This window comes from Cupriavidus pauculus (genome assembly GCF_002858765.1).
Taxonomy (GTDB): Bacteria; Pseudomonadota; Gammaproteobacteria; order Burkholderiales; family Burkholderiaceae; genus Cupriavidus; species Cupriavidus pauculus_B.
The window spans coordinates 603,727-625,674 of the sequence record NZ_PJRP01000002.1 but is presented as its reverse complement, the minus strand read 5'-3'; the positions used below and the strand labels follow the sequence as shown (position 1 = coordinate 625,674).

The following is a 21,948-nucleotide window of genomic DNA, read 5'->3' as shown; positions in this document are numbered from 1 at the left end:
TGCATGGCGAACAAGGCCACGCAACGCACAGGCTCAATTTTGTTATCGCGCCGGATTGCCGACCATTGTCGCGCCGTCCACCACGTCTTTTACCACTACCGCGCCCGCGCCCACCATCACGCCGGCACCAATTTGAATTCCCTGTCGCACCGCAGCGCCGACACCGACCCACGACAATGCGCCGACCTTGACACCGCCGCTGAGGTTGGCCCCCGGGCTGACATGCACCGCGTGGGCCAGCGCACAGTCATGGTCGACCGTGGCGCCGGTATTGACGATACCCGCCTCGCCAATCGTGGCGTCGGTATTGATCACCGCGCCGGCCATGACCACGGTGCCCGCGCCCAGCACGGCGAACGAGCTGACCCAGGCATGCGGATGCACGACCGTCGCGATCGGCACGCCTGCGGCCATCAACGCCTGCTGCTTTTCCCATCGCGCCGGGCAATGGCCAATCGACACCAGTGCCCCATCGAACTCGCCAGCGCGCGCAATCATGGCAGACAGATCGCCCAGCACCGGCCAATGCCCGTTCTTGTCCTTCGCGGGCCATGCGTCGTCAAAAAACACGACGCTCTGCCAGCCGGCGGCCAGTGCCGCATCGGCCACGACCTTGCCATGCCCGCTGGCGCCGAACAGTGCAAGCCGTTCCCGCCGCATCATTTCTTGCCCGTGAATTTCGACATCGTAGCCTCTCCTGCAGCACTGATGCCCTCGCGGACAAGAACCTTGCGCACGGTCAACCAGAGGACTCGAATATCGAGCCACAGACTCTGATGATCGACATACCAGACATCGAGCGCGAACTTCTCGTCCCACCCGAGCGCGTTGCGGCCATTGACCTGCGCCCAGCCGGTCACGCCGGGACGAACGTCGTGGCGTCGCGCCTGCTCGGGCGAATACAGGGGCAGGTACTCCATCAGCAACGGCCGGGGACCAACCAGGCTCATTTCGCCCTTGATGACATTCCAGAGTTCCGGCAATTCGTCAAGGCTGCTGGCACGCAGAAATCGGCCAAATGCCGTCATGCGGTCCGCGTCGGGCAGCAACTCGCCGTCCGGGCCACGGGCATCGGTCATGGTCCGAAACTTCACCATGACAAACGGCTTGCCGTGCAGCCCCGGGCGGGTCTGCCTGAAAAATACCGGGCTGCCCAGCCGGGTGCGCACCATCCAGATCAGGACGAGCAGCGGCACGCCGAGCACGATCAGCGCAAAAATGGCGAGTATCAGGTCAAAAAGCCGCTTCATCGAATATCCATTTCACGCAGCATGACTGCATTCACCTTGTGCACGTCATACTTTTCCTCGGCCACCGCGCGCGCGCGCTGGCCCATCCGACCGGCGAGCTCCCCGTCATCCAGGAAGCGCAGCATCGCTGCCTCCAGCGCATCGACCGACTTCACCGGCACCAGGAAGCCGTTGTCGCCGTCGACGACGGTCTCGCGGCAGCCGGGCGCGTCAGTGGTGATCACGGCGCGGCCCATGGCCATGGCTTCCAGCACCGTCCGGGGCGTGCCTTCCCGGTATGACGGCAACACGTACACCGTGCTTTGCGCGATGGCCGGCCGGACATCGCTGAGCTTGCCAAGATACTCCACGACACCATCGCGCACCCATCCGTCCAGCTCTTCCTGGGCGATGGCGTCGGGATTGGAATCGATCCACCCCACGAGCACGAACGTCGCGTCAGTACGGCGCGCACGGATGCGTCGTGCGGCCTCGGCAAACTCGCGCACGCCCTTGTCGCCGAGCAACCGCGCGATCAGCAGAAAGCGCGTATTGCCAGTGGGCAGTGGCGCCACCGAAAAGCTGGAAACATCCACGCCCGAGCCATTCACGACGCACGCCCGGGCATCCGACGCCATGATGCCCCGCTGGCGGAACAGGTCGCGATCATCGGGATTCTGGAAAAAAACCATCTGTACCCGCGCCAGGGCGGCGGCGTACATGCGCTGAACCAGCGCCCGCATACCGCCCCGCCCGCTTTCCTGCTGAAACGCGTATCCAAGACCGGTAATTAACGCAAAGCGCCGCGGCACACCGGCCAGCCACGCCGCAAGTGACCCATAAATCACTGGCTTGATGGTGTAGCCCATCGTGCAGTCGGGTCGAATGCGCTTCATCAGGCGGTAAAGCTGCAGCAGCGTGCGCAGGTCGGCCACCGGATTCGTGCCGGTCCGGTGCATGTCGACATCATGCACTGTCAGGCCCTGTGCCTCGAGCCTCGCCCGCACGGGATCGGCAGCGGGCAACCCTGGCGCCACGACATGCACATCGAGGCCCTTCGCCTGCAACGCGGCGATCAATGGCCCCCGGAAACCGGTCAGTGATTCCGCGAAACTCGCGATCATCAGGAATCTCACGCCACCGTCTCCGGTTGGACGACAGAGGCCGACTCCTTTTCCAGCCACGCCTGGAACATCAGCACGCACCAGAGCGGGTGCTGCCAGTTGCGCTGGCCGCTCAGATGCTCCTGCCATTTCTTGCGAATCGGGGCCGGATCCAGGAACCCTTCACGGCGCAGCCGCGACGCATCTAGCAGTTCCTCCGCCCATTCACGCAGCGGCCCGCGCAACCACGTATCGATCGGCACACCGAATCCCATCTTGGGTCGTTCGATGAGCGCCTTCGGCACGTGCCGGTACAGCACCTGGCGCAATGCCCACTTGGTGGTGTAGCCGGACGCCTCCTGGCGAAGCTTGTACGCCAGCGGCAGCTTCCAGGCGAATTCGACGACGCGATGATCGAGGAACGGCACGCGGGACTCAAGGCTGCGCCCCATGGCAGCGCGGTCGACCTTCGTCAAAATGTCGTCGGGCAGATAGGTCAGCATGTCGAGCGCCATCATCCGCTCCACGTGACCCAGTGCATCCAGCTCGCCCTTCGTGGTGTCAAGCAGCGTGCCGGGCTCGCGGCCGCCGATCACGACAGCCTCCGGGTCCTGCCATTGCGAGACCATGCCGCGATACAGCTCTTCGGCCGACTTCGCGGCCATGACACCGGCGCCCTTGTGGATCTTCTCGCCGATATTGGCCCAGCGCGAAGCGCCCGGAATGCCGCCAGCCACACTGTTGATCAGTTCCGGCGAGGGGCGCGTCAGCATCCAGGCCATCGCCGAGCGCAGACCGGGCGGCACGGACGACAAGCGGTTCCACAGCGTGGCCGTGATCTGATACCGGTTGTAGCCCGAAAAAAGTTCGTCGCCCGCATCGCCCGACAGCGATACGGTCACATGCTCGCGGGCCAGCGCACTCACCAGATAGGTTGGAATCTGTGACGAATCCGAGAATGGCTCGTCGTAGAGCGTTGGCAGGCCGGGAATCACGTCAAGCGCCTGCTCCGGCGTCACGTACAGCGACGTATGCTCGGTACCCAGGTGCGCCGCCACGGCCTTGGCATGCTCGGCTTCGTTGTAGATGCCCTCGTGAAAGCCGATCGTGAACGTCTTGACCGGTCTGGCCGATTGCGCCTGCATCAGCGCCACGACCGTCGACGAGTCGATGCCGCCCGACAGGAACGCGCCCAGCGGCACATCCGCCATCATCTGGCCGCGAATGGCGGACCGCAACACGCCCTCCAACGCATCAACCGCTTCCTCGGGGCTGCCGGTGAATGGTTCGCGCTTGCCTTGCAGGGCTGCGTCGATGCCCGACCAGTACGCGCGTGGCTGGGCCTCGCGGTTGGCCGCGGAAATTTCCAGCAGGTGCCCCGGGGGAAGCTTGTGGATGCCCTGGAAAATCGAATATTGGCCAGGCACGTTGTTGTGCCGCATGAACAGGCACAGCGCATCCCGATCGATCTTTCGTTCAAAGGCGGGGTGCGCGTGCAAGGCCTTGAGCTCGGAGCCGAACAGAAAGGTGCGGGCCGAACCCGTGCCCTGCCATCCATAGTAAAGCGGCTTCTCGCCCAGACGATCGCGCCCAAGGGTCAGCACGCGTTGCTGGCGATCCCACACGGCGAACGCAAACATGCCCACGGCACGCCTGACGGTGGCCTCGATGCCCCAGGCGTCAAAGCCGGCCAGCAGCGTTTCGGTGTCCGAGTGGCCACGCCATTGCGGCGCCGCGCCAGCTTGCTCAAGCTCGGCGCGCAGATCCATGTGGTTATAGATCTCACCGTTGTATGCCATGACAAAGCGACCGCTGGCCGCGGTCATCGGCTGGTGGCCTGCGGGCGAGAGATCCACAATGGCCAGCCGGCGATGACCGAATCCCACGGGCGAGTCGCCATCGGTCCAGGCGCCGCCATCGTCGGGCCCACGATGAAGGATTCGATCCGCCATGGCCTCGAGCAGTGCCGTCCGGTCAGCTGTGGTGGCAATGTTGCCACCAAAAAATCCTGCGAATCCACACATGATCAATGGGCTCCTGCCTGCTTCAGCAGCCGCGCCAGCCTGGGCGCAACCTGCTGCACGCAATATTCCTGTTCCACGCGCTGTCGCCCAACGCGCCCCATCGCAGCGCTGCGCCCGCGATCGCTCAGCAGCGATTCGAGCGCCTGCTCCCAATCGTCCGGGCCGCTCGCCAGGTAACCGTTCTCGCCATTTCGCACGATCTGCTCATTGACACCGACCGGCGACGCGACCACCGGCAATCCGCATGCCATGTACTGGATCAGCTTGTAGCCGCACTTGCCGCGCTCCCATGGCGAATCGCGCAGCGGCATGATCCCGATGTCGCCTTCCGCGATCGACGCCACCTCGGTGTCTTCCGTCCAGGGTACGCACTCCACGTCGACGCCTGGCAACGAGACTTGCGCGCCGATCACCCGCAGCTTGAACGCATGGCGCTCGGCCAGCCGGCGCAACGGCGCTTCCAGGGCGTGGAGATAGGTAGCCGTCGTGGGCGAGCCAATCCAGACGATACGGCGCAGGGTGCTTTCGCGGGCGCCCAGGTCTACCATCGGATAGCGGTCGAGGTCGATGACGGTTGGCACGATCTCCACCCACTTCGCCCCGGCATCGCGAGCGCGTTGCGCCAGGTATTCATTCCCGGCCGTCACCAGTGCGGCGCCGGCCATCAAGGCATCGATACGGCGTCCGAGCAGCTTGCGCACCAGTGGCACACGATGCAGGTCGTAGTTATGGAACAGGGCGTCGTCGTAGTCCAGCACATACGGCACGCCGCGCAGCATCGCGCGCTCCACGGCCGCCGGGAACCACGGCAACGCTTCCTTTTCGATCCAGACGAGATTGGCGCGCCGACGGCGAATCATCGATCGAAGCCGTGCGCCGTAGGCGGCAATCATCGCACCCCGCCCATAGCCTCCGGCGTGGTAGCGCGACGAGAGCATGCTGTCGTCCAGCAACGCCTGCGACTCGCCCTCCAGCCCGGCATCCCGCAGCCAGGGCAGGAATTGCAGCATACGCAGCCTCGACGAGGCGCCCAGCCGGCCATAGCGCGTCAGGATCAGTGCTTTCATCGCCGGGACGCCTTCAGGATCTGCGGCAGCGCACGCGTCAGCATGCCGTAGCCCTTCAGCGTGTTGCGGATGTCTTGCATCCCGCCACGGGCGGCCGAAAAAGCCGTTCGCGCGACGGGCTCCAGCCCGACAGTCACGCCCACCAGCGCCCAGGCGCTCGCGCGGGAGAAATGCTTGAAGCCGTACAACAGCCGGCTGCGCAATGAATAGAACAGACGCGTTGCCTTGATCTGCCGGGACGTACCACCGCCCAGGTGAAACGCCTGCGCGTCGGCCAGGTACACGATGCGGCCGCCCGCCTGGCGCACGCGCAACGAAAGGTCCAGATCTTCAAGGTAGACGAAAAACCGCTCGTCAAACCCGCCCAGCGACTCGAACACGCTGCGGCGAATCAGGTAGAACGCGCCGATGACATGGTCCACGTCGCGCGTGGACCCATGATCCCAATCCGTCATGTGATGCCGGTAGTCGCGCATCCATGGCAGACGGTCCAGCCCGACGGCCGCGGCCGAGAACATGCCCAGCGACGGGAAACGCGCACAAGCGCGCTGCACATGACCCGTTTCGTCAATCAACTGGATACCGGTGACCGATACGCTGGCATTTTCGTCGCGCTGCATGAATGCAAGCGGCGTTGCAAGTGACTGCGCGTAGACACGGGTATCGGGATTCAGGAACAGCACATATTCGGCATTGCCCGTCCGCACACCCTGATTGCATGCGGCGCCGAAGCCCCGATTCTCCGTATTGCGCACGTAATGGATGGGGAAATCCCAATCGGTCCGTTCCGCAACGAGTTCGAGCGAATTGTCGATGGATGCGTTATCGACGATGGCGACCGACGCAACGAGCCCGCCCGCATGCTGCTGCAGGCTCTGCACCGCTTCCAGCAACTGCGTGCCGGAAGACCAGTTCACGATAACAATATCAATACTCTTCATTAGCCCAGGAGCAACGGATCATAGACGGTCATTGCATAGAGGTTGAGCATTCCGCTCCCCACTGCAAAGACGACGGCCAGCAACTGAACGACTCTCGACTCCGATGTGAAAGCCTTCAGCACGTATATCAGCACGAAAACCGACAGCAGTTCCCGAAACCGGGCAGCCACAATCGGAAACTCCAGCATCGAAAAATGGATCGCAACACTCAGCATCATGCCGATCAATGCATATTGCATGGTCACGTCATTATGCCGGCGCAGTCCCAGCGCCGCGCCGATCAATGCAATATCCAGCATAAACGGCAACGGCACGATCGTCGTGGACGCCTGCACATCAAGATATGTGCCCAGCACCGGGAAAATCGCCTGAAACTCTGCAAACAGCAGGTCACGCAGCACAAAACCAACGAAAAAGATCCCGAAGACCACCAGCGATGCCAGCTTGAAATTAAAACGGCCGAGTACGTAGACGGCCAGTAATACAATCGCCGAATAGTGAAACGACACAGCCAAGCATAGCAGTAGTATCTCGCCGAGCTTCAGTTCCCGCTTGTCCTTGCGCCAGAACACATAGAATGCAATGGCAAATGCAATGGAAGCCCGCAGTACGGTCATCTCGAACAGGATGTAGTAGCGGCTCAGGTAAAAGAACACCAATACCGCAATCAGCCCAAGGCTGAGTTCCGACGTCCGGATGGCCACACCCTTGAGCATGATGCAAATGGCACAGATCGTCCCGTAGATCGCCACATTGCTCAATCCAAGGCTCACCAGCATATAAACCAGAGCGGTAAAGCCAAACTCAAAACGCGTGTCGACGCCGATCAGCCCGTCACTGCCACGCACGAGTTCAAAAAACTCGACGTAATTCGGATAGTCGCGGCTGATACCAAAGTACTGATACCCCGCGAAAATACCGAGGATCACCGCGATCACGGCGAGAAACGCAATTCCGGACGCGGTCCTGACGTCTTCGCATGCCTTTTGAATCACGATGCCCGCCTCGCCAGGAATTTCATGCCCAATGCGTCGAAGAACATCCGCAACGACCATGCAATGGCCGCGCCACTGACCCCGAACAGCTTGGTCAGGCCGACCAGCGCCGCGATATACAGGGGCACTTCCACCACGTGCAGAATGGCCGTGGCGCGGGTCTTGCCCCTGGCATGCAGCAGCGCGAAATACATGGATCCCACGGCATTTGCCAGCACGCCAATACAAAGAATCCGTCCGACCTTGACCGAGTCCGGATCGGCGGGGTGTCCAAGCCACAGCGTCAGCAGCGGCGGCAGAATGAGCGCGAGGACGATCAAGCCAAGGATCATCGCACCGACTACCCGAAGCATCCATTTTCCGAACAGCCGCTGTGCGCCGTCAGGATCGGTCACGAGCAGGCGGCTGATGGCCGGAAAAGCAACCGTTGTGACTGCGCTCGACAGTATAAGCGTCTGCACAGTAAGTTCATAAGGGATCACATATGTGGTCACGGCCGCCGCGCCGAGAATCGCGGCGATCAGGAAACGGTCGGCCTGCGTCAGCAACGGGCTCAGGACACTGCTGATGGTGAACCACCCGCCAAACTGAAACAGTTGCCTGGCCACGGGTCGCAGATAGGTGCCGCGCGGCGAACCGGCCGGCAGACAATTCAGTGCGAAGACGCGGTAGAACCACAGCGCCAGCGCACGCGACACGACCAGGCTCGCGATCAGCAGGTCCACCCGCGTGGAGTACAGCGAGATCAGGTAAGGCAGCCCGAAATTCGCCGCGCCCAGTAGGATCCGCAGCACGCTGATGTTGCGGAAGCTCAGATAGGCCTCGTTGACGCCACGGTATGTGGCGCTCACCGCCTGCATCGGCAGGGCCAGCCCCAGCAGCAGGATGGCGGAGCGGATTTCCGTCTGGGGCACATTGTCGGCGTGCACGAACTGGCCGACGCCAAGCATGGCGGCCAGCATGATCACGACCATGCCAATGCCACCGGTCACCAGCGTCAGACGCGTGGCAGTTGCCAGCACATCAGGGACGGAGGCCTCGTCGTGACCATCGCGCAAGGCCGAAACACGTTGCGTCGTGGCACGGCCGATCCCCAGATCGAGCGCACTGGCATAGCCGATCAGGCCCCATGCCAGCGCGAGCAGGCCAAAGCGCTGGCTGCCCAGACCGGAAAGCAGATGGGGCACCGTTGCCGCCGCAATCAGCAGCGGCAAGCCAAGTCCGAACAGGTTCCAGGAGATATGAGATGCGCGCATCTGGATATTGATATGACGGGCCCATCCCCTCCGACGTGCGGTACCGCGGAGCAGGAATTGCGGCCCGCCGTCAGGCCGTAGCAGGCTTGTCGTGGCGAGTCACATACCAGCCCATGGCTTCACGCAAGCCATCGCCGATGCGATGCGTAGGGGCATAGCCAAGCAGCGATACGGCCTTGCCGACATCGGCCTGGCTGTGGCGCACGTCTCCCGCGCGAAAATCGCGATAGTTGGGCTTGACTTCGGCAGGCACGCCAAACGGGCCGAGATTCGTACGCAATGCGTCGAACAGCTGATTCAACGTGGTGCGATCGCCCACCGCGACGTTGTAAACCTGGTCGGTGGCATCGTCGGCGGTGGCATTGGCTGCGAGCAGGTTGGCCTGCACGGCATTGGCCACGTAGCAGAAATCGCGACTCGTCTCGCCGTCTCCATTGATATGGACGGTTTCACCGCCCAGCAGCGAGGCCGTCCATTTCGGGATGACAGCGGCGTATGCACCGTTGGGATCTTGTCGCGGACCGAAGACATTGAAGTAGCGCAGACCGATCGTGCGGAAGCCGTAGCACCGCGCAAAGACGTCGGCATACAGTTCGTTCACGTACTTTGTCACCGCATACGGGCTCAGCGGCTTGCCGATACGGTCCTCGACCTTGGGCAGGCCGGGGTGGTCGCCGTATGTGCTGCTGCTGGCGGCGTAGACCAAGCGCTTGACGCTCGCATCGCGCGCGGCAACGAGCATGTTCAGGAAGCCGCTGATGTTGTTCTCGTTCGTGGCGATCGGATCCTGAAGGCTGCGCGGTACCGAACCCAGCGCGGCCTGGTGCAGCACGAAATCCACACCCAGCTCGGTGCCCGCGTCGCGGAACGTGCAGGCACGGCGGCAATCTTCAAGGTTGCGGATATCGCCCTCGACGAACTGGAATTTTTCCCACTGCGCCGGCGACACGAGGCCGCGAACTTCGTCCAGGTTGGCCTGGTGGCCCGTGGCAAAGTTGTCCAGGCCCACCACGCGCTGGTCCAGCTTGAGCAGCGTCTCCAGCAGGTTGCTGCCGATGAAGCCGGCCACGCCGGTAATCAGCCATGTGCGCGGGACCTGGGCCAGCTCGCGCTTCAGTTGTTCATACGCCGTCAGCTTGGCGGAGTTGTCGTTCATCTTGTTCCTTCTGCCAATCGATTACAGACGGCCGTCCGATGCGCCAAGCGGCAGAATCCCCTTGACGTCAAACAGGACAGCGCCCGGCGCACCGAATGCCTTGATGCCGGCCTCACCCATCGCCACGAACTGCTCATGCCCCACGGCCAGCACGACGGCGGCATACTCGCCGGCCTTCGGCATGGCCTCCAGGCACTTCAGGCCATACTCGTGTTCGGCATCGGCAATATTGATCCACGGATCGAAGACGTCGACCTGCGCGTTGTAGGCCCGCAGCGAACTCACGATGTCCACGACCTTTGTGTTGCGCACGTCCGGGCAGTTTTCCTTGAACGTCAGTCCCAGCACCAGGATCTTGCTGCCCAGCACGCTCAGGCCCTTGCGTAGCATCAGCTTGACGGTTTCGTCTGCCACGTGCTGCGCCATGTTGTCGTTGATGCGACGGCCCGCCAGGATCACCTCGGGGTGGTAGCCGACTTCCTGCGCCTTGTGCGTGAGGTAGTACGGGTCCACGCCAATGCAATGCCCGCCGACCAGGCCCGGGCGGAAAGGCAGGAAATTCCACTTCGTGCCGGCAGCCTCGAGGACCTCCAGCGTGTCGATACCAAGCCGGTGGAAAATCAGGCTGAGTTCATTCATCAGTGCGATGTTGACGTCGCGCTGCGTGTTCTCGATCACCTTCGCCGCTTCCGCGACCTTGATGCTGCTGGCCTTGTGCGTGCCGGCGGTAATGACCTGAGCGTAGAGTCGGTCCACCGCCTCGGCCACGTCCGGCGTACTGCCGGCGGTGACCTTCTTGATGGTCGGCAAACGATGCTGCTTGTCTCCCGGATTGATCCGCTCCGGGCTGTACCCGCAGAAGAAGTCCTTGTTGAATGACTTGCCGCTGAATTTTTCCAGCACAGGCACGCAGACTTCTTCCGTCGCGCCGGGATACACGGTGGACTCGTAGATCACCACAGCGCCCTGGGGCATGACGCGACCCACGGTCTCGCTGGCGCGAACCAGTGGCGTCATGTCCGGACGATTGGCCTTGTCGACCGGCGTAGGGACGGTGACGATGAAAATCAGGCAATCGCGCAGTGCTTCGGGATCGCTGCTGTATTGCAGTTGCGTCGCCTCCACCAGCTCTGCGGCACTGACCTCCAGCGTACCGTCCTTGCCGGCATTCAGTTCGGCAATACGGGCGGGATTGATATCAAAGCCGATCACCGGGCGATGTTTGCCGAATTCCACCGCCAGTGGCAATCCGACGTAGCCCAGACCGACGACTGCGATTTTTGCTTGATTCAGGTTCATACGCGATAAGGAAAGCAACGACGTTAGCGGACGGGCAACACACACCGTCCTGCCAGTTCATTCAAACAGTTCGGCCGTGGAAAGGCTGGCACCGACCTGGTCCTTCGCGGACAGCAGCGGCGCCATGCCCAGGTCTGGCCATTGGATGCCAATCTCCGGGTCGTTCCACGCAATGGTCCGCTCGAACTGCGGCGCGTAATAATCGGTGGTCTTGTACAGAAAATCCGCCGACTCGGACAGCACGACAAATCCATGGGCGAATCCGGGAGGCACCCAGAACTGGCGGTGGTTATCCTCGCTCAGTTCCACGCCCACCCATTTGCCGAACGTCGGGGACTGGCGGCGAATATCGACCGCCACGTCAAACACGCGCCCGCGCACAACGCGCACAAGCTTGCCCTGCGGTTGCTGGATCTGGTAATGCATGCCACGCAGCACGCCCTTGGCGCTACGGCTGTGGTTGTCCTGCACGAAGGTCACGTCGAGCCCCGTCGCCTCGGCGAATGCCTTCTGGTTGAAGCTCTCGAGAAAAAAACCGCGGGCATCACCAAACAGCTTCGGCTCGATGAACATCACCTCCGGAATCGCTGTACGAACGATACTGAGGCTCATTTGATGGACTCCGAGATAATGTGCTGCAGGTACTTGCCATAACCGTTCTTGAGCAACGGCTTGGCCAGGCGTTCGACCTGCTCGGCAGAGATCCACTTGGCCCGGTAGGCGATCTCTTCAGGGCACGCCACCATCAGGCCCTGGCGATTCTGCAACGTGGCAATGAAGCTTGCGGCTTCCAGCAGCGAGTCATGCGTGCCGGTATCGAGCCAGGCATAGCCGCGGCCCATGATTTCCACTTCCAGCTGCTTCATCTCCAGATACCGCTTGTTCACGTCGGTAATCTCAAGCTCGCCACGGGGCGACGGCTTGATATCGGCGGCGATATCACAAACCTGGTTGTCGTAGAAATAGAGGCCCGTCACCGCGTAGTGCGACCTCGGCTTGACCGGCTTTTCCTCGATAGATAGCGCGCGGAAGTTGTCATCGAACTCCACCACGCCATAGCGCTCAGGATCATGCACGTGGTAAGCGAAGACGGTAGCGCCCTGCTCCTTTTCGGATGCCCGTTCCAGCTGGCCAACGAGATCGTGCCCGAAGAAGATGTTGTCGCCCAGAATCAGCGTAGACGGATTGTTGCCAACGAAATCGCGGCCGATGACGAAAGCCTGCGCCAGGCCATCCGGCGACGGCTGCACCGCGTACGTCAGATTGATACCCCAATTGCTACCGTCGCCCAGCATCTCGCTGAAGCGCGGCGTATCTTCCGGCGTCGAGATGATGAGGATGTCACGAATCCCTGCCAGCATCAGCGTGGACAGCGGATAGTAGATCATCGGCTTGTCATAGACCGGCAGCAGCTGCTTGGAGACCGACCGGGTAATCGGATAGAGACGCGTGCCGGATCCGCCGGCCAGGATAATGCCTTTGCGCATGGTGCGAGTATCAGGAAATGATCTGGTCCAGCAGGAGGTCAATGCCCTCCTCCCAGCCCGGAAGATGAATGTCAAAGGTGTCTCGCAGCCTGGACGTATCGAGGCGCGAGTTCGCCGGCCGTGGTGCAGGCAACGGATAGGCGGCGGCCGGAATCGCATCGATGCTGGCAGGGCTTGCCTTCAGCTCGACACCTCTTGTCGCGGCTCCTGCAATCACGTGGGAAGCGTAGCCATGCCACGTGGTCTCACCGGCTGCGGCAAGATGATAGATCCCCGCCGGAAAGGCTTCGCGCCGGCCGTGCAGCCAGTGACGCGCAACGATCTGTGCCGTGACGTCGGCGATCAGGGCGGCGGTGGTCGGCGCCCCGAACTGGTCCGCGATGACACGCAGGCTGTCGCGCTCGCGCGCGAGGCGCAGCATCGTCTTGGCGAAATTGCCACCGTGGGCGCCCGCGACCCAACAGGTCCGCAACACCAGCGCGGTGGCTCCGCTCGCGGCAATCGCCTGCTCGCCTGCGAGCTTGCTCTTGCCATAGACCGACTGCGGATTCACGGCATCGGTTTCGGCATAAAAGCCATGCCCGGCGCCATCGAACACGTAATCAGTCGAATAGTGAACCAGCAGGCTGCCCAGCTCCTGGGCCACTTCCGCCAGCACGCCCGGCGCCACGCCGTTGACCGCGAACGCGGTATCGGCGTCGGCTTCGGCCTTGTCCACGGCGGTGTAGGCGGCGGGATTCACGATCACGTCGGGCCGAAGCTCACGCACCAGCGCGCGAAGCGCCTCGGGTTGCGTCAGATCACACCGACTCCTGTCCAGCGCCACCACACGGCCGAGCGGCGCCAGACTGCGGCGCAGTTCAAAGCCAACTTGCCCATTGCTTCCTGTTACAAGAAGCGTGGGTGCCGTGGATGTCTCAGGCCGCATATTGCTTGGCCACCCAGTTGCGGTATTCGCCGGACATCACATCCTGAACCCAAGCCTGGTTGTCGAGATACCACTGCACCGTCTTGCGCAGGCCGCTTTCAAATGTCTCGGCCGGCTTCCAGCCCAGTTCGCGCTCGAGCTTGCGCGCATCGATCGCATAGCGGCGATCATGGCCGGGCCGGTCCTTCACGAACGTGATCTGGTCGCGGTAAGACCCCTGGGCCTTGGGCTTGAGCGTATCAAGCAGATCGCACAGCGTATGGACGACGTCGAGATTGGTCTTCTCGTTCCAGCCGCCCACGTTGTACGTCTCGCCAAGCTGGCCACGCGCCAGCACTTCCCGAATGGCGGCGCAGTGATCACCCACATACAGCCAGTCGCGCACGTTCTGGCCGTCGCCGTAGACGGGCAGGGGCTTGCCGCCGAGCGCGTTCGCGATGATCAGCGGAATCAGCTTTTCGGGGAAGTGATACGGACCGTAGTTGTTCGAGCAGTTCGTCGTCACCACCGGCAGGCCGTAGGTGTGGTGATAGGCGCGGACGAGGTGGTCGGATGCCGCCTTGGACGCGGAATACGGGCTGTTCGGCTGGTACGCCGTGGTTTCGGAGAACTGCGGATCCTGCGGACCGAGCGAGCCAAAGACTTCGTCAGTGGAAACGTGCAGAAACCGGAACACCGCCTTGTCGGCATCGTTCAGCCCGCCCCAATACGCGCGCACGGCTTCCAACAGCGTGAACGTACCGACAATATTGGTCTGGATAAATTCGCCGGGGCCGGGAATCGAGCGATCCACGTGGCTTTCCGCCGCAAAATGCACCACGGCACGGGGCTTGTAGGTTGCCAGCAGGTGGTCCAGCGCAGCCCGGTCGCAGATGTCGGTCCTGGAGAAGACGTGCCTTGGATCTGCCTCGAGCGAGGCCAGCGTCTTCAGATTGCCCGCATAGGTCAGCTTGTCGACATTGACAATGCCGTCGGCATCTTCATTACGCAGCCAATCCAATACGAAATTTGCGCCAATGAATCCGGCGCCGCCAGTGACCAGGATATGCGACAAAACTCTGTACTCCCTGCTATCGATATATTCGAGAACCCGGCAAATGCCGGGGAACCCTCCTGTCCGTGAAGTGGGGGACGGAAGGACATTAAGTGTCTGTGGAAGTGGCGGTATTCTATCCGACTCACCCCCACCCCCACCCCTGTGCGGCCATCTTTTTGTAGCCTGTTGTAACGAATCTTCCGACCTTTCTCGTCTTGCTTGCCAAAGCGTGACACTTTGTATGTGACATCTTATGCACTCTCATAAAGATAATTATCAAGCACTTTATGCGGTTGGTGACTTGCAGGGCTGCCTTGGGTCACTCAAGGAGCTTTCCAGGCAGTTGCCACAGGATGCCGGCCTGCGCTTCGTCGGTGACCTGGTCAATCGCGGCCCCGATTCCCTGGGCACCCTGCGTGCCGTGAAGGATCTGGGCGCGCAGGCAAAGGCGCTCCTCGGCAACCACGACATCCATCTGATGGCCGTTGCCGCTGGCGTCCGCAAGAAAGGGCGATCGGACACGCTAGACGACGTCCTGGCGGCTGACGACGGCGAAGACCTCCTTGCCTGGTTGCGCCACCGGCCGTTGGTGATCCGGGAAGGCGAATTTCTTCTCGTGCATGCGGGGGTGCTGCCCCAGTGGACGGCCAGCCAGGTCATGGAGCTGGCGCAAGAGGTGGAAGAAGAGCTTCGGGGGCCTAACTGGCAGGGTTTTCTGGCTGATATCTTCGGCAACGCCGCCGATCAATGGCACGATGGGCTACGTGGCATCGAGCGCCACCGCGTGGTGATCAACGCCCTGACGCGACTACGATTCTGCACTGCAGAAGGCATCATGGACCTGAAGACCAAGGAAGGGTTGGGCGGCGCACCGGACGGCTACATGCCGTGGTTCGACGCGCCAGGACGCCGCACCTCGGACGTCACTGTAGTCGCCGGGCATTGGTCCACGCTGGGCTTGCTGACGCGCGACAACCTGATGCTGCTGGACACTGGATGCGTGTGGGGCGGCCAGCTGACGGCAGCACGATTGGCCGCGGAGCCACAAGCCCGGACGCTGATACAGGTCAAATGCCCGCAATACCGTAATCCTCTCGACTAGATCCAAATATTCGAGGGGCCACAAAATGACGTGGCATTTCATCCAATACCTGGGGCGCGAGAGTCAGTACAATCCGTGTCGACGCGAAACCGCTGGCGCGCCTCGCAAGGCAGACGCCAGCCTGCAACGCAAGTATCCAACACCGGAAAATACTGCTGGACCCTTCTTGAATGAGCTTGATTGCGCCCTCTTACTCTCCTGCACGGCAAGGCCGACGCAACCTTTATCTACTGGGCCTTTCCATCGCCGTCACCGTGGTGATGTTTCTGTGGCAGGGCAATAAGGGGCTGAACCTCCCCGACGAAGGCTTCTTCTGGTACGGCGTGCAGCGGGTCATGGCGGGCGAAGTGCCAACGCGCGACTTCATGGCGTACGATCCGGGACGATATTACTGGTCAGCGGCCATCATGAAGCTGCTGGGCGCCGACAGCCTGATGGGGCTGCGCGCGACCGCCGCGCTGTTCCAGGCCATCGGCATCTTCATGGGCCTCAAGGCCCTTGACGCCGAAACGCGGGCGCAACGCCCGCTCACGCTGCTGCTGGCTTCCGTCACGCTGTCGGCATGGATGTACCCGTGGTTCAAGGTATTCGATACCGTCTCGTCGATTGCCATCGTCAGTGCCATGGCACTGCTGCTGCGCGCCCCCTCCTACCGACGCTGGCTGGTGCTTGGCGCAGCGGTCGGCCTGGCTGCAGTGTTTGGCCGCAACCATGGCGTATACGGCGTTGCCGGCAGCCTTGCGGCATTCGCGTTCCTGTTCATCCGGAATAAGGGCCTGTCACTGCCGACGGCCATCCGGTACTGGGCAGCGGGCATTTTTCTCGGATACCTGCCAGCGCTTGTTCTGATGGCGGCGGCACCCGGCTTTGCCTTGACGTTGTGGGACAGCATTCGCTTCATGTTCACCGAGGCGAAAAGCACCAACCTGCCTTTGCCGGTGCCGTGGCCGTGGCTCGTCCACACGAACCAGTTGTCGGCGGTTGACGCTGCCAGCGCGGTATCCACGGGCCTCTTCTTTGTCGGCATCGTCATTTTTGCCCTGGCTGGCCTGATATGGGTCTTCGGCCGGCGCGTGCTCGACCGCCCGACGCCGCCATTGCTGGCTGCGGCGGCCCTGATGGCCCTGCCCTACGCCCACTACAGCTTCTCCCGGGCCGACACCGTGCATCTGGCACAAGGCATCTTCGCCTTCCTGCTGGGCATGTTCGCCGTACTCGTCCACCAATCCACCACCCGGCTGCGCGCGTCGGTCGCCACGCTGTTGTGTGTGGCCAGCATCCTGGCAGTGCTGCCCCTGGACGCGGGCTGGCAGTGCCACGTCACGCGTAGCTGCACGCAAGTGGACGTTGGACATAGTCGAATTACGATTCCGACCCGCGTGGCCGATGACCTGTCCCTCATCAACAAGCTTGGCAGCATGGCCGGAGACGAAAATCTTCTGATCATGCCGTTCTGGCCGGGTGCCTACGCCGTGCTGGGCCGGCCAGCACCAAATTGGGAAATCTATGCGCTGTTCGCGCGTGGCCCACGATTCGAGGAAGCCGAAATCGAGCGCATCCGCAAGGCGGCGCCGCGCATCGTGCTGATCAACAATGCGCCGCTCGACGACCGCGAGGAATTGCGGTTCCAGAACACGCATCCGCTAATCTATCGTTATGTGCTCGAACACTATCAACCCGTAACCGGCGTGGCGCCTGAGCCCTGGAACCAGGTCTATCGCCGCAAATGACACCGGGACAGCGCGCCCACCCGACTAGCCAACGAGTTCCGCAAATGCAATGGACGAAATTGGGGCAGTTGTTTTGCCCGAAAGACATTCATCCAAAATTGATGAGTCACGCCGCCAATCCGCTGGCGATACATCTGGAAGACGATATCTACCGGGTGCTCTACAGCGGACGCGATGCACAGAACCGTTCGTCGGTGGGCTATGTCGATATCGACATCGTCGCGCGGCGGGTTGTGTACGTGCACGATCAACCGCTTTGCGTGAATGGGCCCGAAGGCAGTTTCTATTCGCACGGCATCAGCATCGGAAACTGTTACGAAGCAAATGGGCGTCGTTACATCCTATTCATGGGTTGGCAGTATCCTCCGGGGGGTCACTGGCGCGGAGATGTGGGGCGCCTCATTCTGCATGACGATTTTTCGCTGCAGGTTGATAGCGAAACGCCATTCATGGCATCCGATGCCGTGGACCCGGTCAGCCTGTCCTACCCCTGGGTTCTCCGCCAGGACGACGGGTCTTATCGAATGTGGTACGGATCGACGGTCACGTGGGATGCTGGCAATGGCGAAATGCTTCATGTGATCAACCATGCCTCGTCTGACGACGGTCATACATGGCAGCGACACGGGCTGGCAGTTCCGTTTGCGCTGGGTACGGCACAGGCATTCTCGCATCCCTCGGTGATACGCAATCCGGCGGGTGGCTACCAGATGTGGTTTTCGTATCGCTGCGGCTCGGGGCAGACGTACCGGATCGGCTATGCCGAAAGCCCCGACGGTATCCGATGGGGGCTGGAGCTTGCCCAAACGGGCATCGACGTGTCAGACGAAGGATGGGACTCCGAAATGATCGAGTACCCGTTCGTGTTCGACCACAAGGGACAGCGCTACATGCTTTACAACGGCAACAGCAATGGAAAGACCGGCTTCGGTCTGGCAGTTCTTTCGAAGGAAGTGAATGCCTGAATTCAGCACCGGGAAACTGCCACTCGGGCAGATCCTGCGCTACGGAATCGTTGGCGTTATCAGCAACCTGACCGGATACCTGGTCTACCTGGCCGTCACGTACCTCGGGGTCGAACCGAAGCTGGCCATGACGGTCCTGTATGCAGCCGGTGCGACGGTTGGTTTTTTTGGCAACCGGAAATGGGCTTTCCGCCATGAAGGCAGCTTCTGGCGAGCGGCTTCGCGATATGCTATAGCGCACCTGTGCGGATACTCGCTGAATTTTTGCCTGCTATATGTTTTCGTCGACAGGCTCGGATATCCGCATCAGCTTATACAAGCTATCGCCATTTTCGTCGTAGCGGGCTTTCTGTTTCTGGTTTTCAAGTTTTTCGTTTTTCGTACAACTAAAACAAACAAAATAATCAGGGAATATTGATGAAGAAATGTCTGGAATGCGCGAACACCTTTGCGCGTGAAGAAGACAGATGCCCCGCATGTGGCTGGGCGCCATCGCTAGTCCATCAGTTTCCTGCATATGCGCCCGAACTTGCCCAGGAGAACAGCGGATTCAAGGCTGGCTATTTCTCGAGACTGGCTGAACTCGAGGCAGGGAATTTCTGGTTTCGCGGCCGCAACCGCCTGATCCTCTGGGCTCTTGAAAAATACAGCCGAAAACTCGATTCCTTCCTGGAAATCGGGTGCGGCACCGGTTTTGTGCTTTCGGGCGTGGCGCGCCAGTATCCCGACGCGAAGCTGTACGGCAGCGAGATTTTCTCGGCTGGGCTAGGTTTCGCCGCCGAGCGCACGCCGTCTGTCAACTTCATGCAGATGGACGCCCGTCACGTACCGTTCATCGATGAATTCGACGCCATCGGCGCATTCGATGTGCTCGAACACATCAACGAAGACGAGCAGGTGCTGAGCATGTTGCATCAAGCAGTCAAGCCGGGTGGTTTGCTGGTACTGACAGTTCCTCAGCATGCCTGGCTGTGGAGCCCGACGGACGATTACGCCTGCCATGTCCGTCGCTATTCGGCGAAGGAACTGCATGCCAAAGTGCAGGCGGCGGGTTTTAACGTCGAACGCAGCACTTCGTTTGTGTCGGCACTCCTGCCGGCGATGCTGGCGTCGCGCGCGATGCAGAAGCGCTCCCCTCGGCGCATCGAGGAAAACCCTACCGCCGAACTTGAGTTGTCACCCTGGCTCAATGGCGCCCTGGAATCCGTTTTGAATGCTGAAGTGGCAATGATTCGAAGTGGCGTGAACCTTCCTGTGGGCGGCTCGCGTCTGCTGATTGCGCGCAAACCAGGCTGACGAATCACATCGGAGACGATCGCGCACCTGCGTTGCGCAGGCGCCTGGCGCCTCGCAAGCCCGGCTGCAGGCGGCTTGCAGGCCGGTTCCGGGCCCACATTCCGGGCGCCGCGCGTGCAGCACGTGCTATCCTCTGACCCACTCCGGAAGCAGGATCCACCGACCTTTTTTGCGTGCAATTCGAGTTTGCTCGGCTATTTATGAGTTACGGACATCGCTCGGATTAGGTCTCATACATCAAACAGGATGACAGTGGAAAGCGAAGGCAAGAAAAAGGTAGTAGCCATCGTCCAATCATGCTATATCCCGTGGAAAGGATATTTCGATCTGATTGGTTCGGTGGATGAATTTATTATCTACGATGATATGCAGTACACACGTCGGGATTGGCGCAACCGGAATCTGATCAAGACTCCGCAAGGCCTGTCGTGGCTGACCCTGCCAGTCAAGGTCAAGGGCAAGTACCACCAGCTAATTCGCGAGACCGAGCTTGAAGGCGACAAATGGCGCACAGACCACTGGAAAGCCCTTCAGCAGAACTATCGTCGCGCGCCATTCTTTGACGAGATCGCACACACGCTGGAGCCGCTTTATCTGGAGCGCAGCTACGAGAACCTGTCGGATCTGAACCGCGCGATGATGGAAGCGCTTTGCCTGCTGCTGGGCATTTCGACGCCGATGAAATGGTCGTGGGAATACGACCTGGTGGAGGGCAAGACCGAACGCCTCGTCGGACTCAGCAAGCAGGCGGGTGCGACGGTGTATGTGTCCGGCCCCGCGGCAAAAGACTATATCCAGCCGGAACTGTTCGCGGACGCCGGCATCGCGCTGCGCTTTTTCGACTATTCAGGCTATCCGGAATATCCTCAGCAATGGGGAGCTTTCGAGCATGGCGTCACCGCTCTCGATTTGCTGTTCAATTGCGGAAAGGACGCGCGTAACTACATGAAATATCCGGCCATTTCGCAGAACGCTTCCTTCTGGAAAGAGACTACCGCTCATGAATGAACTGCTTTCCCCGGTCGCCAGCTACTACACCCAGAAGATCAAGGAGTTTGGCCCGCAACCAAAGGGGGTCGACTGGAATGGTGAAGATGGCCAGCTCCTGCGCTTCCAGCAGTTGTGTCAGGTTCTGGATCCGGCTGCACCGTTTTCGATCGTGGACGTCGGCTGCGGCTATGGCGCACTGTTCGATTTTCTGCTCGACAGGTTCCAGTCCTTTGAATACATCGGAATCGACATTTCGGAAACCATGATCGAGACGGCGCGCGACCTTCACAAGCAGAAGCCGCAAGGACGATTCGTGACTGGCACCGCCCCGGAAGAGCCTGTCGATTTTGCCGTGGCCAGTGGCATCTTCAACGTACGACTTGGTGGCGATGAGGACGCATGGAAAGCCTATATCCGCGAGACGCTGACGCGGATGAATCAGTTCACGAAGCGTGGTTTTGCTTTCAATTGCCTCACTTCATACTCCGACGCAGATCGCATGCGCCCGGATCTGCACTATGCCGATCCCTGCGAACTCTTTGATCTGTGCAAGCGGACGTTTTCGCGCAATGTCGCGCTGCTTCATGACTACGGGCTTTACGAATTCACTATCGTCGTAAGGAAGTAAAGTGATGGCAAATAAATCCAGACCGCTTGTTATCTTCGGCACGGGCCAGATTGCTGAGCTGGCATGGTTCTATTTCACACACGACTCCGACTTCGAGCCAGTTGCATTCACGGTGGATCGTGAGTTCATGGACCGTGAATCACTGATGGGGTTACCTGTGATCCCGTTCGACGAACTTCCTGCACGGTTTTCGCCTGAGGCCGCAGACGTCTTCGTGGCGCTCAGTTACGCGAAGATCAACGCGATACGGACCCAAAAAGTTCAGCAGGTTCGTACTGCGGGCTATCACACCCCAAGTTATATCAGCAGCCGCGCATCGACGTTCCCAGGATTCGAGCCCGGCGGAAACTGCTTTATCCTCGAGGACAACACGATTCAGCCGTTCGCGCAGATCGGCGACAACGTGACGCTGTGGAGCGGCAACCATATCGGTCACCATTCCGTGATCGAAGACAATAATTTCATCAGTTCGCATGTAGTAATCTCCGGCGGAGTCCGTGTGGGTCAAGGCTGCTTCGTTGGTGTGAATTCCACGGTTCGAGACCACGTCACCATTGGCGCGCGCTGCGTGATAGGCGCGGGATCGCTGATCACTGCCGACGCAGAACCGGAAGGCGTCTACGCATCCCCGTCATCGGAACGATCACGCGTGCCCAGCACGCGATTGCGCAACATCTGAAAACTGTGTCCGACGGTTATCGCCACTGCAAAAAGAT

The 21,948-nt window shown here is 60.9% G+C and carries 22 protein-coding genes; 8 read left to right on the top strand and 14 right to left on the bottom strand.

Translation table 11 applies throughout. The annotated features are described in order from the left end of the window. Positions 1-42: 42 nt before the first annotated feature. The 14 genes from CYJ10_RS07710 to rfbB form a co-directional block, all read right to left on the bottom strand. Positions 43-663 carry an acetyltransferase gene (locus CYJ10_RS07710; protein WP_257993157.1) on the bottom strand — a complete coding sequence of 207 codons (621 nt, stop codon included), beginning with the start codon at positions 661-663 and terminating at the stop codon, positions 43-45. Next, on the bottom strand, positions 660-1,250 hold the full coding sequence (locus CYJ10_RS07705; RefSeq protein WP_101680902.1) for a sugar transferase: 591 nt from the start codon (positions 1,248-1,250) through the stop codon (positions 660-662). The genes CYJ10_RS07710 and CYJ10_RS07705 overlap by 4 nt, the downstream gene beginning before the upstream one ends. Beyond that, entirely contained in the window at positions 1,247-2,365 is a 1,119-nt protein-coding gene (locus tag CYJ10_RS07700) for a glycosyltransferase family 4 protein (RefSeq protein ID WP_101680901.1), read from the bottom strand. The genes CYJ10_RS07705 and CYJ10_RS07700 overlap by 4 nt, the downstream gene beginning before the upstream one ends. Further along, positions 2,362-4,356, bottom strand: a complete 1,995-nt coding sequence (gene asnB, locus CYJ10_RS07695; protein ID WP_101680900.1) for an asparagine synthase (glutamine-hydrolyzing) — start codon at positions 4,354-4,356, stop codon at positions 2,362-2,364. The genes CYJ10_RS07700 and asnB overlap by 4 nt, the downstream gene beginning before the upstream one ends. 2 nt (positions 4,357-4,358) lie before the next feature. Then, entirely contained in the window at positions 4,359-5,423 is a 1,065-nt protein-coding gene (locus CYJ10_RS07690; protein ID WP_101680899.1) for a glycosyltransferase family 4 protein, read from the bottom strand. After that, a complete protein-coding gene (locus CYJ10_RS07685; protein ID WP_374703235.1) occupies positions 5,420-6,340 on the bottom strand; it encodes a glycosyltransferase family 2 protein in 921 nt (306 codons plus the stop codon). Before CYJ10_RS07685 ends, CYJ10_RS07690 begins: the two co-directional genes overlap by 4 nt. 23 nt (positions 6,341-6,363) lie before the next feature. Further along, entirely contained in the window at positions 6,364-7,419 is a 1,056-nt protein-coding gene (locus tag CYJ10_RS07680) for an EpsG family protein (RefSeq protein ID WP_101680897.1), read from the bottom strand. After that, complete coding sequence (locus CYJ10_RS07675) at positions 7,356-8,615, bottom strand: flippase (RefSeq protein ID WP_101680896.1); 1,260 nt, start codon at positions 8,613-8,615, stop codon at positions 7,356-7,358. Before CYJ10_RS07675 ends, CYJ10_RS07680 begins: the two co-directional genes overlap by 64 nt. Positions 8,616-8,685: 70 nt before the next feature. Then, entirely contained in the window at positions 8,686-9,771 is a 1,086-nt protein-coding gene (locus CYJ10_RS07670) for an NAD-dependent epimerase/dehydratase family protein (protein ID WP_101680895.1), read from the bottom strand. A gap of 21 nt (positions 9,772-9,792) precedes the next feature. Next, complete coding sequence (gene tviB, locus CYJ10_RS07665; RefSeq protein WP_101680894.1) at positions 9,793-11,070, bottom strand: Vi polysaccharide biosynthesis UDP-N-acetylglucosamine C-6 dehydrogenase TviB; 1,278 nt, start codon at positions 11,068-11,070, stop codon at positions 9,793-9,795. Between the two features lie 57 nt (positions 11,071-11,127). Continuing rightward, entirely contained in the window at positions 11,128-11,682 is a 555-nt protein-coding gene (gene rfbC / locus CYJ10_RS07660) for a dTDP-4-dehydrorhamnose 3,5-epimerase (protein WP_101680893.1), read from the bottom strand. Then, positions 11,679-12,557 (bottom strand): glucose-1-phosphate thymidylyltransferase RfbA, encoded by an 879-nt coding sequence (gene rfbA / locus CYJ10_RS07655; RefSeq protein WP_101680892.1) that lies wholly within the window; start codon positions 12,555-12,557, stop codon positions 11,679-11,681. The genes rfbC and rfbA overlap by 4 nt, the downstream gene beginning before the upstream one ends. A 10-nt stretch (positions 12,558-12,567) precedes the next feature. After that, positions 12,568-13,485, bottom strand: a complete 918-nt coding sequence (gene rfbD / locus CYJ10_RS07650) for a dTDP-4-dehydrorhamnose reductase (protein WP_101680891.1) — start codon at positions 13,483-13,485, stop codon at positions 12,568-12,570. Then, positions 13,475-14,539: a dTDP-glucose 4,6-dehydratase gene (rfbB, locus tag CYJ10_RS07645; protein WP_101680890.1), complete on the bottom strand. Its 1,065-nt coding sequence runs from the start codon at positions 14,537-14,539 to the stop codon at positions 13,475-13,477. Before rfbB ends, rfbD begins: the two co-directional genes overlap by 11 nt. 235 nt (positions 14,540-14,774) lie before the next feature. Here rfbB and CYJ10_RS07640 point away from each other — a divergent pair, with 235 nt between their 5' ends. From CYJ10_RS07640 to CYJ10_RS07605, 8 genes are all read left to right on the top strand, one after another. Continuing rightward, positions 14,775-15,623, top strand: coding sequence for a symmetrical bis(5'-nucleosyl)-tetraphosphatase (locus CYJ10_RS07640; protein ID WP_101680889.1), 849 nt, complete (start codon positions 14,775-14,777; stop codon positions 15,621-15,623). A gap of 170 nt (positions 15,624-15,793) precedes the next feature. Beyond that, a complete protein-coding gene (locus tag CYJ10_RS07635) occupies positions 15,794-17,353 on the top strand; it encodes a hypothetical protein (RefSeq protein WP_146001994.1) in 1,560 nt (519 codons plus the stop codon). A gap of 44 nt (positions 17,354-17,397) precedes the next feature. Further along, a complete protein-coding gene (locus CYJ10_RS07630; protein WP_101680887.1) occupies positions 17,398-18,318 on the top strand; it encodes a hypothetical protein in 921 nt (306 codons plus the stop codon). Beyond that, positions 18,311-18,736, top strand: a complete 426-nt coding sequence (locus CYJ10_RS07625) for a GtrA family protein (protein ID WP_101680886.1) — start codon at positions 18,311-18,313, stop codon at positions 18,734-18,736. Before CYJ10_RS07630 ends, CYJ10_RS07625 begins: the two co-directional genes overlap by 8 nt. Continuing rightward, positions 18,736-19,614, top strand: coding sequence for a class I SAM-dependent methyltransferase (locus CYJ10_RS07620; protein ID WP_101680885.1), 879 nt, complete (start codon positions 18,736-18,738; stop codon positions 19,612-19,614). The genes CYJ10_RS07625 and CYJ10_RS07620 overlap by 1 nt, the downstream gene beginning before the upstream one ends. A 246-nt stretch (positions 19,615-19,860) precedes the next feature. Next, a complete protein-coding gene (locus CYJ10_RS07615; protein WP_101680884.1) occupies positions 19,861-20,622 on the top strand; it encodes a WbqC family protein in 762 nt (253 codons plus the stop codon). Continuing rightward, complete coding sequence (locus tag CYJ10_RS07610) at positions 20,615-21,232, top strand: methyltransferase domain-containing protein (protein ID WP_101680883.1); 618 nt, start codon at positions 20,615-20,617, stop codon at positions 21,230-21,232. Before CYJ10_RS07615 ends, CYJ10_RS07610 begins: the two co-directional genes overlap by 8 nt. 4 nt (positions 21,233-21,236) lie before the next feature. Further along, on the top strand, positions 21,237-21,911 hold the full coding sequence (locus CYJ10_RS07605) for an acetyltransferase (RefSeq protein WP_101681067.1): 675 nt from the start codon (positions 21,237-21,239) through the stop codon (positions 21,909-21,911). Positions 21,912-21,948: the final 37 nt, after the last annotated feature.

Coding starts and splice junctions, on each gene's coding strand:
- CYJ10_RS07680 (WP_101680897.1), bottom strand. CDS start 7,419: ATGGTCGTTGCGGATGTTCTTCGACGCATTGGGCATGAAATTCCTGGC.
- rfbD (WP_101680891.1), bottom strand. CDS start 13,485: ATGCGGCCTGAGACATCCACGGCACCCACGCTTCTTGTAACAGGAAGC.
- CYJ10_RS07670 (WP_101680895.1), bottom strand. CDS start 9,771: ATGAACGACAACTCCGCCAAGCTGACGGCGTATGAACAACTGAAGCGC.
- CYJ10_RS07610 (WP_101680883.1), top strand. CDS start 20,615: ATGAATGAACTGCTTTCCCCGGTCGCCAGCTACTACACCCAGAAGATC.
- CYJ10_RS07705 (WP_101680902.1), bottom strand. CDS start 1,250: ATGAAGCGGCTTTTTGACCTGATACTCGCCATTTTTGCGCTGATCGTG.
- CYJ10_RS07710 (WP_257993157.1), bottom strand. CDS start 663: ATGATGCGGCGGGAACGGCTTGCACTGTTCGGCGCCAGCGGGCATGGC.
- CYJ10_RS07690 (WP_101680899.1), bottom strand. CDS start 5,423: ATGAAAGCACTGATCCTGACGCGCTATGGCCGGCTGGGCGCCTCGTCG.
- CYJ10_RS07625 (WP_101680886.1), top strand. CDS start 18,311: ATGCCTGAATTCAGCACCGGGAAACTGCCACTCGGGCAGATCCTGCGC.
- rfbA (WP_101680892.1), bottom strand. CDS start 12,557: ATGCGCAAAGGCATTATCCTGGCCGGCGGATCCGGCACGCGTCTCTAT.
- CYJ10_RS07635 (WP_146001994.1), top strand. CDS start 15,794: ATGAGCTTGATTGCGCCCTCTTACTCTCCTGCACGGCAAGGCCGACGC.
- CYJ10_RS07630 (WP_101680887.1), top strand. CDS start 17,398: ATGCAATGGACGAAATTGGGGCAGTTGTTTTGCCCGAAAGACATTCAT.
- tviB (WP_101680894.1), bottom strand. CDS start 11,070: ATGAACCTGAATCAAGCAAAAATCGCAGTCGTCGGTCTGGGCTACGTC.
- CYJ10_RS07640 (WP_101680889.1), top strand. CDS start 14,775: ATGCACTCTCATAAAGATAATTATCAAGCACTTTATGCGGTTGGTGAC.
- asnB (WP_101680900.1), bottom strand. CDS start 4,356: ATGTGTGGATTCGCAGGATTTTTTGGTGGCAACATTGCCACCACAGCT.
- rfbC (WP_101680893.1), bottom strand. CDS start 11,682: ATGAGCCTCAGTATCGTTCGTACAGCGATTCCGGAGGTGATGTTCATC.
- CYJ10_RS07615 (WP_101680884.1), top strand. CDS start 19,861: ATGACAGTGGAAAGCGAAGGCAAGAAAAAGGTAGTAGCCATCGTCCAA.
- CYJ10_RS07620 (WP_101680885.1), top strand. CDS start 18,736: ATGAAGAAATGTCTGGAATGCGCGAACACCTTTGCGCGTGAAGAAGAC.
- CYJ10_RS07605 (WP_101681067.1), top strand. CDS start 21,237: ATGGCAAATAAATCCAGACCGCTTGTTATCTTCGGCACGGGCCAGATT.
- CYJ10_RS07675 (WP_101680896.1), bottom strand. CDS start 8,615: ATGCGCGCATCTCATATCTCCTGGAACCTGTTCGGACTTGGCTTGCCG.